We start from the raw sequence: 11,766 nt of genomic DNA on the forward strand, positions 1-11,766 counted from the left end.
TGCGAGAAGACCAGCTATCCGGTCTTAGCTACCGTTTCCGGTAGTTATCCCGGTCTTACAGGCAGGTTGCCTACGTGTTACTCACCCGTCCGCCGCTAACCCCAGTGCTTCCCGAAGGAAGCACGAGGATCCGCTCGACTTGCATGTATTAGGCACGCCGCCAGCGTTCGTCCTGAGCCAGGATCAAACTCTCCAATAAAGGCCATACTATAACCGGAGCTGATTGCTCATTACTTTACACTTGCGTGTTTTTCACTCGTTGTTCAGTTTTCAAAGAGCCATGTAAGCTGCTGTCTTGCGACAGGAATTACATCATACCACATTTGCAACATTCATTGCAACTGTTTTGTTTTACCAGATCCGAGCGCGTCCATCGCGTTTCAGCCCGGCAAAACTATTGTATGCTGCCGCCGTTTTTCGTGACAACGAGATATAATTTATCACGTTTGAACGCCGATTGCAACACACAGTTTTTTCCTCCCTCTCGTCTATCGCCTAACGTCATCACTCAACCTCGGCGCGAGCGGGACTTATAATGTATCACAGCATGTTGCCCTTTTTCAACCGCATCTGACTGGCATTGCTGGAAGCCTGATTTAACTGCGACTGCATGTCCGCAATGCGCTGAAGCCGGGCGACGTACGCTTTCAGGCTTTGCATCACTTCAGCTGCTTCCGCTAAATAGTTTGCGTCACCGAATATACGATATAGCAGCATGTAGTCGTTGTACTCATCGAGCCATTCGTTAACGTTGATAGCAGACACGGTACTCGCTCCTCTCTACCAAAAAGAATATAAACATTTCATTAAAGTAATATGAACGTCAACTTAAAAACATGTGAATCGGACAAAAAAAAGCTTCTGCAATTCGCGCACTGCGCGGCCTGCAGAAGCATTCCAAACGAGCATCAACCTAGTTTACAATACCGCGCCGCCGCCGATAAGAGCGTGCTGCAGCTTCTTCACATCAACATCCGCCGCTGCCGCGTTTGCGGCGACGGCCAGCGCCGCGGCGGTGCCTGCCGTCTGCCCGGTCGCCATGCAGCTCGGCGTCAGCCGGGTTGTAGCCAGCGCCTCGTGCGTTGTGGAAATGCAGCGGCCGGCCGCGAGCAAATTCCGTATCTCTCTCGCAACCAAACAGCGGTACGGAATGTCGTATGCGCCGTCACCGCCAATCCATGCAGCGGTCACACCTTTACCTGAAGGGTCGTGGATGTCGATCGGGTAGCCGCTTCTGGCGATAACGTCGTCAAATTTCCGGCCAGTCACCACATCGTCGATGGTTAGGCTGTACAAGCCTTCAATACGCCGAGTTTCGCGGATGCCGATCTGGGTGCCGACCGAGGAGATCGAAGCTTTGGCGAAGCCCGGAATCCATTTTTGCAAAAACTCGGCCATCATGAGCACCTGGCGCCGCCCTTCCTCCTCGGCTTTCGTCAAATCCTCGATATCCGTGCCGTCGAGTCCTTGAACGCGGGTGCAGTTGACCAGCACCTCGTCGTCGGCCGGCCCGGTGAAGAACAACACCTGATCGCGGTTAATCGACACACCCGCCGCTTTCCACTCCGAATAGAAGCCTTGCACGCCGGTAAGCGGGATGCGGTCCAGCTCGGCGATCGGCGTTTTGCGGTAAAAGTTGTCCGGGTTCTCGATCATGCTGCGCCGCACGGCCTCGAGATCGACGCCGCGCAACCGGAACTTCATCGTCATCGGCTGCGTTCGTTTGTCGCCCTCGCGCCCTTGCAGCGTGGGTGCTCCGGACAAATAGGCGACGTCGGCGTCCCCGGACGCATCGACGAACATTTTGCCGTACACCCGGTAGTGACCCGACTTGCCTGTAATCTGCACGGAACGGATCAAGCCGCCGTCCGCTTCCACGTCGTCGACGAAGCTGTGTACGAGCAGCTTGACCCCCGCCTCCTTCAGCATATCGATCGCGACGAGCTTATAAATTTCCGGATGGTACGGCGTCACGGTATGGACGAACCCGACAGTATCGCGCAAATGGCCCGGCGAACCACCTTGCGCCATCAGCCGCTCGACAATTTCCTGGGCGATCCCTTTGATCACTTGCTCGCCTTGCTCCGTATGAAACGTCATCCACGGATATACGGATGCGGCAGTCGACATGCCGCCGAGAAAACCGTACCGCTCGATCAAAATCGTCGACGCCCCTTGCCGGCCGGCCGCAATCGCGGCGTTAATCCCGGCGGGTCCGCCACCGACAACTACTACATCTGCTTGCAACGTACGTTCCATTCCCGTCTCTCCTCTACTCCTTTAATCCGGTCATCGCTACGCCTTCGATAAACTGCTTTTGCGCCAGGAAAAACACGAGCAGCAGCGGTACCGTCGCCATGACCGAAGCGCTCATCAGCAAATGCCACGCCGTGCCTGCTTCGTCGGTGAAGAGCGACAGAGCCAGCGGCAGCGTCATCAGCAAGCGGTCGTTGATGAAAATAAGCGGATCGAAAAAATCGTTCCAGCACGTCAAAAAAGTGAAAATCGTCAGTGAAGCGAGCGCCGGCTTGGCCATCGGCAGCATCACGTCAAAGAACGTGCGCAGCCGCGAGCAGCCGTCAATCATGGCGGCCTCCTCCAAATCTTTCGGCATGGCGATGAAAAACTGCCGCATCACAAATACGCCGAAAATGCCGCCCGCGCCGAATATCGGCAGCACGATGAGCGGAACGTGCGTGTTAACGAGACCAATCGTCCGCATGAACAAAAACATCGGAATCGACGTAGCCTCCGTCGGAATCATCATCGTGCTGAGCAGCAGCAGGAACACGACGTTGCGGCCGGCAAACGGGATGCGCGCGAACGAGTAGCCGGCGAGCGAGGCGAAGAAGCACGTCCCGACCGTCACCAGCACCGCGATATAGACGCTGTTGAAATAAAAAATGTGAAACGGCGTCGTCTTCAGCACTTCCGCGTAATTGGCCCAGCGAACCGGCGACGGGATGAACTCCGGCGGAAATACGAATATTTTAGCCGGTTCCTTGAGCGACGTCGATACCATCCATAAGAAAGGAACGAGCATCAGGACGGAAACGGCCGCCAGTACGAGGTAGTGAAGCGCCGTCCCGATGCTAATGCGGGATTTCAAGGCGTCAGCTCTCATGGAATACCCACCTTTTTCTAAGCTGCCATTGGATTAGCGTAAACGCCAAAATGATGAAGAACAAAATATACGCCAGCGCCGAGGCGTAGCCGAACTCGAACAGCTTGAATGCCTTCTCCCAAATGTAATAGACGAGCACTTTGGTGGCGCCGCCCGGCCCCCCTTGGGTCATGACGAAAATTTGCCCGAACACCTTCATCGAGCCGATGACCGTCATAATGACCGTCAGGAAAATGGTAGGCGTAATCATCGGCACCGTAATCCGGAAAAATTGCGTCGTGCGGCCGGCGCCGTCAATTCGCGCAGCTTCGTACAGGTGCCCGGGAACTTGCTGCAAAGCGGCGATGAACAGCACCATGTTGAGCCCCACGTTTTTCAGCACGCTCGTGACGATAACGGCGGGCATCGCCAGCTTCGCATCGTACAGCCAGGCCGGCCCCTGCACGCCGAACAGCTGCAAAATTTGATTGATAAACCCCGAGTCGGTAGCGAACATGTACTTCCACACGATCGACCAGACGATGAGCGACGTCATGACCGGCACGAAAATCGCCGTGCGGAACAGCCCCATGCCGCGCAGCGGCTTCGCCAGCAGCACGGCGAGCAGCAGTGCCAGCACGATGTTCAGCGGCACGAGTCCGGCGGCAAAATAAAACGTATTCCCGAGCACTTTCCAGAACGCGGCGTCAGCGGCGATAGCCCGGTAATTGTCGAAGCCGACGAATTTGGCGTCGCCGAGCAGCGGCCAGTCGGTCAGGCTCATATAAAAGGCGGTCACGAGCGGCGCGATCAGCAGTACAAGAAACCCAAGTACCATCGGGGCTACGAACAGCCAGCCGGTGATGTTGGCTTCCCGCGCTAGAGGGCGTTTTCTAAGCGATGTTGCGGCCATTCCGTTCCCCCCTCCTATCCGTCTATCGCATTGCGGAACGCGTGCACCGTCCGTTTGATCTCGTCCGCCGTTTTGCCGGTTGCGACCGCGCCGATGAGCAGCGCGCCGATGCCGCAATCTTTCAGCGCGGCAACGTCCTGCGGCACGATGCGGCGCTGCGACGGCACGATGACGGGCAAGCCGCTTTTTTCCGCGAGCCAGCGGTACTTCAGCAAATCGGCGAAGCTGAGCGGGGTGCCGTACTCCTGCCCCGGCACGATCGAAGCTTCGAGCGCCTCTAAGCCGAACGATTTGGCCGCTTCCACGTAGCGGACGTCAAACCCGCTGTCGATCGCGAACGTAGCTTCCAGCTTGCCGTGCTTCAGCAGGAAGGAAGGCATATGCCACGCATAAATAGAGAAAAAGTCGATCCCGATCTCAGGCAGCTCGTCGATCTCCTGCGGCCGTATAGCCTCTATCGATCCCCCCGGAACGATGCCGAGCGGCCCATCAAACAGCGAACGGATTTCGCGGAACGTATCGCGGTAGTCCGCAAGCGGGCCAAAGCTGTTGCCGCTGGCGCGGTGGCCGACGTTCATGTGCACCTTCAGCCCGTCCGCCCCTTCGTCCAGCGCCGCCCGGGCCAGCGCCGCATCGTTCGCCGCCAAACTGACGAACAGCTGGAGCTTGCCGCCTTGCAATGATTTTTTCAACCGGTTCATCGTCAGGAACTCCCTTTTTCAGAAAGCGACGGCCCGTTTGCACGAACCGCCGCTTCGCTTTAGTTTTTCATTAACGGATTGATTTTGTCTTCCATCGTTTTCAAAATTTTCTCGGGCGGAGCGGACTGGCTGAACAGCATGTCGAAGCCCGCCAGCATTTCGTTATCGATTTTTTCCCATTTGACGTGGCCCGGCTGCACGCGCGCTTCGGCATTTCGTCGATGACCGCCTGCTTGATGTCGGCCGGATCGGGGTTGTTCGGCTGCTTCAGGAAGTCGTCGGAATTCAGCACGCTTTGGCGCGGCGGCACGAAGAACGTGGAGGTCGCCTTGATCCCTTCCTCGCTGGCGAGAAACTTCAAAAAGTCCAGCGTTTCTTTCGGATGCTTCGTTTCCTTGAACATGACGTAGCCGGCTTGGCCGAGCATCGGCACGGAGCCTTTCGGCCCGGAAGGCATCGGCGCGATGCTCCACTTGAAATCTTTGATCGTCCGCGCTTTGGAGACGTAGCTGTACACGTCGAAGAACATGCCGATTTTGCCCGATTCGAAGCTGACCTGCTCGCCCGCTTTCGGGTGGGACCCGTCGACGAACATCATGTTCGACAGCATTTTCAGCGTCTCGATGCCGTACTGATCGTTCCAGGTAAACTTGGTCATGTCTTTGTCGAACGGACCGCTGCCGTTGGACCACGAGTAGCTGGAGAGCAGGATGTACGTCTTCCAGTCGCGGAAAAAGTTGGCGCCGTACACTTTGCTCGCGCCCGTGCCGCTCGAGATCGCCTTGGCGTCTTTCACGAATTCGTCCCACGTCCACTTGCCCTGCTTCGCCAGCTCGTTCGGCGACGTAAGCCCCGCCTTCGCAAACAGGTCCTTGTTATAGAACATGACGCTGGGCGGCGTCGAGAACGGCAGGCCGTACAGCTTGCCGTCTTTGCGGAACAGCTCAAGCGTGGACGGGGTAATGTCGTCCCATTTGAACGCGGGATCGTTCTTCACGTCCGATACGTCCTGCAAAATGCCGTTCGCGATAAACTGCGGAATCATGCGGTCGGCCAGCCAGGCGATATCCGGCAGCTCGCGCCCGGCGGCCAGCACGGACAGCTTCTGCTGGTAATCCGGGTATGGAACCGATTGCAAATCAACCGTAATGTTCGGGTGCGTCTGCTTGTACTTGTCGATCAGCTGTTTGTACAGGTCGAGGTGCGCCTGGTTGCCCCACGTAAGAAACTTGATCTCGACCGGCTTGCTGCTGTCGGCCGGTTTGCCGCCGTCGGCGGGCTTGGCGCTGCCTGCGTTGCCACTTGCACCGCTGCCGGCGCCGCCGCAGCCTGCCGCCACAACGATCGGGACCACAGCCAGCAAACCGGTCACGATCGGCTTCAATCTTGTTCTCATGCTCGTTTCCCCCTTAGTTAGGTGAAATATCTTTGATGTCACCCATTATAGTGAAAGCGTTCTCTGCGATAAATCACCTGACGTTTGGGTTTGGTCCGGTATTTTTAGAACTTTTGCGGCTGCGCTTCTTCGCGGTACGCACCCGGGGTCGTGCCGGCCAGCTGCTTGAATACGAGCATGAAATGCTTCGGGCTCTGGTAACCGGCAAGTCTGGCTACGTCGTATATTTTCAGGTCCGTGTTCGCCAGCAAATATTTGGCCCGATCGATGCGGACTTCGGTGATGAAATCGGACAAATTGACTTTCGTCTCCTGCTTGAACAGCTGACTGAGATAGGCCGGATTCAGGTTCACGACCTCGGCCAACGTTTGCAGACGCAAGTCTTTATCCGGATTGGCCTGGATATATTCTTTCACTTTGCGGATCAGCCGCCTGCCGTCGTCGCCTTTCACCGTGCGCTCTTCCGCATCATTCTCGCTCTCCGCCTGCCCCGGCCTTGCCGCCAGTGCCGGTTCGAGCCGGCGGCGGACGTTTTCCAGAGCGGTAACGAAAGCGAGACGGTCGATCGGCTTCAGCAAATAGTCGGACACCCCGTACCGGATCGCTTGCCGCGCATATTCGAAATCCCCGTGCCCGCTAATGATGAGAATCGGCATGTGCGGGTACCTCTCCCTCACTTTCGCCGCCAGCGTCAGCCCGTCCATCTCCCTCATTCTGATGTCGGTCACGATCAGATCCGGCATTTCCTTCTGCAAATAGTCGAGCGCCTCTTTGCCGTGCGCGGCTTCCCCCGCCACCTCGAAATCGCCGGACAGCTGGGCGATGATGCTCTTCAGTCCGGTGCGGATGATGTCTTCGTCTTCAACCAGCAATATTTTGATCGCCATATCCCTCTATCCTTTCCATAACCGGCAGCGTGATCGTAAACGCGGCGCCTTCTCCCGGACTGCCGTCAACTTCAAGCCCGTAGTCTGCTCCGAACATCATGACGAGCCGCTGTGCAATGTTGCGCAGCGCGAGCCCGCGCTTATGCCCCCCGTCCGGCAGCGGCTGCGACAATGACGCGCGCAGGTGCCCGATCTGCTCTTCCGTCATCCCGGCCCCGTCGTCCCTTACGGTGAGCAGCAATTGTTCGCCGAAGCGAACGGCCGAAATCCAGACGTTGCCCTGCTCCTTATCGCCGATCCCGTGCACGATCGCGTTTTCCACAAGCGGCTGCAGCAGCAGCTTCGGCACCGGCAGCTGCCGCACGTCTTCCTCCACGTCGAACACGACGTGAAGCCTTTCGCCGTAGCGCTGCTGCTGAATTTTGACGTACGACGCCACCCAGTCAAGCTCTTCGCTGAGCGGCACGAGCCGGTCGTACTTGTCCACCGTGTAGCGGAGCATTTTCCCAAGCGCTGTCACCATGTCGGATACGTCGTAATTGGACTTTCCGATCGCCATCATATTGATCGATTCCAGCGTATTGTAGATGAAGTGCGGATTGATCTGGCTTTGCAGCGCGGCAAGCTCCGCCTCCTTCTCTTTGAGCCCGATCTCGTACACTTCCTTCACCAGACGGTTGATTTCCCCGGTCATCCGGTTGAACCCTTTGCCGAGCTGGCCGATCTCGTCCTGCGACCCGACCGGCACGTTCTGCTGAAAGTCCCCGCGCTCGACCAGCATCATCTTTTTCTTCAGGCGGACGAGCGGCTCGCTGATGCGGTAAGCGAAAAAGACGGCGAGAATGCCCGCGATCACGAGGAAAACGCCGGCGATGAAAAGCGTGAAATTGCGCAGAGCGACGGTATCCTTGAGCAGCGAGCTGACCGGGATGAAGCTGATTACCTTCAGCCCGGAAAAGTCGGAGTAATCGACAACCGTCAAGAAGCGCCGCCCGCCGATGTCCATATCCCGGGCGAAGCTTTCGTTCGGCAGCTCTACCTCGTGCAAAGACTTCATCGTCGCCGCGTCAAGCCGGCAGCCGCTTTCGTTGTAAAACAGCTCGTTGCTCGCATTGACGATCGAAAGGCTGCATTTTTCCTCGGCTCTAACGTTCGATAAAATGTTGCGGAATACGTCGAGCTTCAAATCGATCTTGATGATGCCGAGAATCCGGTCCGTGTCAGGCTCGCGAATGAGCCGGGCGACGGAGAAATACGTCTGCGGCTCGTTTTCCGTGTAATAGTTCGGCTTGTGCTGCGGGATGACGACCCAGGCGCCCTGCGCCTCGCTGATCCGCCGGTACCAATCCTCGCTGCGCACGTCGACCGAGAACTGCATCCGGCTCGAATCGACGTTCGTAAAAATAAATCCGTTGTTTGCGATCAGCTGTATCCCTTTCACCTCCGGGCGGTTGTAGGCCAAGCCGGAAATGTAGAGAAACATTTTCTCCCGCTCGTCGAGCGATGGCCACGTCCGGGCGTTTTCGGGCAAGCTGTACTTGTTCAAAATCATAAGCACCCGCTGATCGTACACCGGCATGAGCGACAGCCGCTGCATCTCCATCAGCGTCCGGTCCAGGTTGCGGTTGATCTGCCCGGCGATCTGGGTCGTTGAATCGGCCGTACGCCGCTCGATCGTCGTCGCGAACTCGTAATACGTAATGAGGCCTTGCAGGCTGAGCGGTACGGCGATCAGCAGCAGGAACATCGTTAACATTTTTTTGCGCAGGCTCCAGCGTTTCATGAAGGCTCTCCTCCCGGCGGGGTTCGTCGTAACGGCGTTCGTTCACTGCTTGAATAGCGGAAGTGTCTACCGGTACGGACGCTAAAAAAGGTTGCGAGAACGTATCGATTGCCAGCACTGCTGACAGCAGTCGGATCACATGCCTGTTAACCGTTAAAATTTTCCTTTGAACGACTTCCATCTCCAAATCCACTTCGGCATTATAAATGATAACCCTTTATCGCTCCTGCGACCACAGCAAAACAAAACCATCCGGCGCCGCCTTTGCAGCGGCAACCGGATGGTTTTGTTCTGGCATAGTATTCGTATTACCAAGCGTAAGCTCTCGGGGCGTCCCCGCCAGGGCCGGGGAAAATCTCGTCCAGCCGCTCCAACGCAGCCTGATCCAGCTTGATGTCTACGACCCGCAGCGTGCTTTGCAGCTGTTCCAAGGTGCGCGGGCCGATGATCGGCGCCGTCATGGCGGGATGAACGAGCGTCCACGCCAAAGCTACGTTCGCTTCGCTCTCGCCGAGCTCTTTGCACAGCTTGCCGAATGCTTCCAACTGGCTGCGGTGGCGCTCCGCCCGTTCCCGATTGCGGGCGCTCCGCGAGCCTTGGGCCGGGTTCAAAGCGTTGCCGCCCAGAAGGCCGCCGTCGAGCGGGCTCCAAGCGATGACGCCGATCCCGTGCTCCTCCGCCGCTGGCAGCACTTCGAGCTCGGGCAGCCGGCATAGCAGGCTGTACTTATGCTGCTCCGACACAAGCCCGAGGAAATGGCGGGCTTTAGCCTCGTACTGCGCCTTCACCAAATCCCGTCCGGCGAAGTTGCTGGAGCCGACGTAGCCGATTTTCCCTTGCGCCACATGTACCTGGAACGCTTCCCACAATTCGTCCCACGACACGTTGCGGTCGACGTGATGCATTTGATACAGCTCGATATGGTCGGTTTGCAGCCGCCGGAGCGAAGCGTCCAGATGGCGCCGAATCTTGTAAGCGGACAAGCCGCGCGCCGCATTGGGACCGTCGGCCGCTTCCTCCATGTCGCCGTATACTTTTGTCGCCAGTACAACCTTTTCCCTGCGCCCGCCGCCTTGAGCGAACCAGCGTCCGATGATCTCCTCCGTTTTGCCGCGCGACCCGATGCCGCCGTATACGTTCGCCGTATCAAAAAAGTTGATTCCCGCGTCCAAAGCGGCATCCATGATGCGATAAGCTTCCTTCTCGTCCGTATCGACGCCGAAATTCATCGTGCCCAAACACAACCTGCTCACCTTTAAACCTGATCTGCCCAAATAACTGTACTCCATAACGATACCTCCCATTGGCAAATACTGGACACAGCACTCCTTCTCCATCATATATTCTCTTGTCCGGTTCTAGAAGTACGCAAATTTATTAAAGCTGATGATAACGAAGAAACTTAGTTACCTCCGGGTTAGCGCCGCGCGACACTAAGCTCCAAATAGCGAAGGCCGAAATCTCTGGCAATCCTGCAATGCTCCTCAATCGTGCGATAATGCAAGCCCCATTCCCCTAAGCCGATAATCATGCGTACGTCCCCTTTTCTTGATCGATGATGTCCAGCTTCCCTTCCGCTGTTGCACATTCATTTTACCACACCGCTCCCGGCGGCTCTTCCGCATGACAAGTTTTCTTTATCCCCGATCATTTTTGAAACCGCTTGCATACTATGAAGTAGGAGCCTGCCGACTTTCGTCAGCAACTGGGAGGTGAAAGCAATGCATATACGGAACGGTTTGTCAGCGCTCATCGGACTCCTGTTTATGTTGGCCCCGTGGTGGTTCGATTTCAGCCATATCGAAGGCGCGGTGATCGGCAGTTTGGCGGCAGGCTTCGTTCAGGCGGTTTCCTCTATTCTGGCTGTCGGCAAAACCGGCTGGAAGTCGTGGCCGAATTGGCTGTCGCTCATCGCCGGCGTGTGGTTCATCATTTTCCCGTTTGCGTTCGATCTTGGCGTCATATTGGCGATAATGTACCTTGCCTTCGGCATTGTAACCGTGCTGCTGAACTATTACAATATGAACGGCGAAATCGAGTGACAGATAAATGGCTGTCCCCGTAAGCGGATCATTCCGCTGCGGCGACAGCCTTTTTGCTTTACTCGCGTTATTTCAACTGTTGTTCCGCCAACCGGATAAACGATTGCGCGGCGCGCCCGAGATATTTGTCGGCACGGTGCACGATGCTCGTTTCGCGCACCGGCGGATGGTCCTCGATCTTGATAAAACGAAGCTTGGGATCGTTGATCGCCTTGGCCAAAGGATACGTTTGCACGGTTGCCCCGATATTTTCCCTGACGAAACGAAACAGAGACGGGTTAGAGGTCGTCTCGACGACGGTATCCAGCTCAAACCCGTAGTCTCTGCAATATTTTTCCACAAGCTCTCTTCCCCAATACCCCTTCGGGTACATAATCATCGGCAAGCCTTTCAGCTCCGCCAAAGAAATCGATTCGCGGTCCGCCAGCTCGTGACGGTCGGAAACGATCAAGCCGTAAGCTTCCTTGGCCAGCGGACGGACGCGGAGCCGATGATCCGGCGCCGGATTGAGCGTAATTCCGATATCGATCGCCATATCGAGCACGAGCTTGACGACTTCGACCGTGGAATACAGCCGTAAGCGGTTTTTCGGAAATTGGTGAAGAAAGTCGATAAACAGCGGCGTCAAGCGGTAATCCAATTCCGAAGGAATGACGCCGACGGCCAGCTGGCATCCCTCAAAATCGCGAAGCTCGCCGATCTCGTCATAAGCGTTCTGCAGGTTGGTAAACAGGCTTCGGCAATGCTTGAGCAGGACCGCCCCCGCATCCGTCAGCACCGTGCGTTTCCCGATCCGTTCAAACAAAGGAAGCCCGACATGCGCTTCCAGCGCTTTAATTTGCAAGCTCAAATTGGGTTGGGAGATTCCCAGCTTTTCGGCGGCTTTGGAAAAATGCAGCTCCTCGCACACTGCAACAAAATACTCCAATTGCCTTAGCTCC

11 protein-coding genes and 1 rRNA gene are annotated in these 11,766 nt (G+C 56.6%); 1 reads left to right on the forward strand and 11 read right to left on the reverse strand.

Annotation, left to right across the window (positions count from 1 at the left end; genetic code table 11):
- The 10 genes from SD70_RS23015 to SD70_RS23060 all read right to left on the reverse strand — a co-directional run.
- Positions 1-199: ribosomal RNA gene (locus tag SD70_RS23015) — 16S ribosomal RNA — on the reverse strand; the annotation flags it as partial.
- A gap of 341 nt (positions 200-540) precedes the next feature.
- Positions 541-765 (reverse strand): hypothetical protein, encoded by a 225-nt coding sequence (locus SD70_RS23020; protein WP_041050079.1) that lies wholly within the window; start codon positions 763-765, stop codon positions 541-543.
- A gap of 153 nt (positions 766-918) precedes the next feature.
- The gene (locus SD70_RS23025) at positions 919-2,259 is read right to left on the reverse strand and encodes an FAD-dependent oxidoreductase (RefSeq protein WP_041050081.1); all 1,341 of its coding nucleotides are present in this window, start codon (positions 2,257-2,259) and stop codon (positions 919-921) included.
- A gap of 13 nt (positions 2,260-2,272) precedes the next feature.
- Positions 2,273-3,124 (reverse strand): carbohydrate ABC transporter permease, encoded by an 852-nt coding sequence (locus tag SD70_RS23030; RefSeq protein WP_041050083.1) that lies wholly within the window; start codon positions 3,122-3,124, stop codon positions 2,273-2,275.
- Complete coding sequence (locus SD70_RS23035; RefSeq protein WP_052487789.1) at positions 3,114-4,016, reverse strand: carbohydrate ABC transporter permease; 903 nt, start codon at positions 4,014-4,016, stop codon at positions 3,114-3,116. Before SD70_RS23035 ends, SD70_RS23030 begins: the two co-directional genes overlap by 11 nt.
- 14 nt (positions 4,017-4,030) lie before the next feature.
- Positions 4,031-4,717 carry a hypothetical protein gene (locus SD70_RS23040; protein WP_041050085.1) on the reverse strand — a complete coding sequence of 229 codons (687 nt, stop codon included), beginning with the start codon at positions 4,715-4,717 and terminating at the stop codon, positions 4,031-4,033.
- A gap of 100 nt (positions 4,718-4,817) precedes the next feature.
- On the reverse strand, positions 4,818-6,113 hold the full coding sequence (locus SD70_RS23045) for an ABC transporter substrate-binding protein (protein WP_231571437.1): 1,296 nt from the start codon (positions 6,111-6,113) through the stop codon (positions 4,818-4,820).
- Positions 6,114-6,217: 104 nt separating this feature from the next.
- Positions 6,218-7,000 (reverse strand): response regulator transcription factor, encoded by a 783-nt coding sequence (locus SD70_RS23050; protein WP_041050087.1) that lies wholly within the window; start codon positions 6,998-7,000, stop codon positions 6,218-6,220.
- Complete coding sequence (locus SD70_RS23055; protein ID WP_041050089.1) at positions 6,975-8,783, reverse strand: cache domain-containing sensor histidine kinase; 1,809 nt, start codon at positions 8,781-8,783, stop codon at positions 6,975-6,977. The genes SD70_RS23050 and SD70_RS23055 overlap by 26 nt, the downstream gene beginning before the upstream one ends.
- Positions 8,784-9,091: 308 nt before the next feature.
- Positions 9,092-10,072 (reverse strand): aldo/keto reductase, encoded by a 981-nt coding sequence (locus SD70_RS23060; RefSeq protein WP_041050091.1) that lies wholly within the window; start codon positions 10,070-10,072, stop codon positions 9,092-9,094.
- 432 nt (positions 10,073-10,504) lie between these two features.
- On the opposite strand from SD70_RS23060, the gene SD70_RS23065 reads away from it, so the two are divergent.
- Positions 10,505-10,825, forward strand: coding sequence for an SPW repeat domain-containing protein (locus SD70_RS23065; protein ID WP_041050093.1), 321 nt, complete (start codon positions 10,505-10,507; stop codon positions 10,823-10,825).
- A 67-nt stretch (positions 10,826-10,892) separates the two neighbouring features.
- On the opposite strand, the gene SD70_RS23070 is transcribed toward SD70_RS23065, so the two are convergent.
- A complete protein-coding gene (locus tag SD70_RS23070; protein WP_231571439.1) occupies positions 10,893-11,753 on the reverse strand; it encodes a LysR family transcriptional regulator in 861 nt (286 codons plus the stop codon).
- Between the last annotated feature and the right edge of the window lie 13 nt (positions 11,754-11,766).

Origin of the sequence: Gordoniibacillus kamchatkensis (genome assembly GCF_000829455.1) — a bacterium.
Classification (GTDB): Bacteria; Bacillota; Bacilli; order Paenibacillales; family NBRC-103111; genus Gordoniibacillus; species Gordoniibacillus kamchatkensis.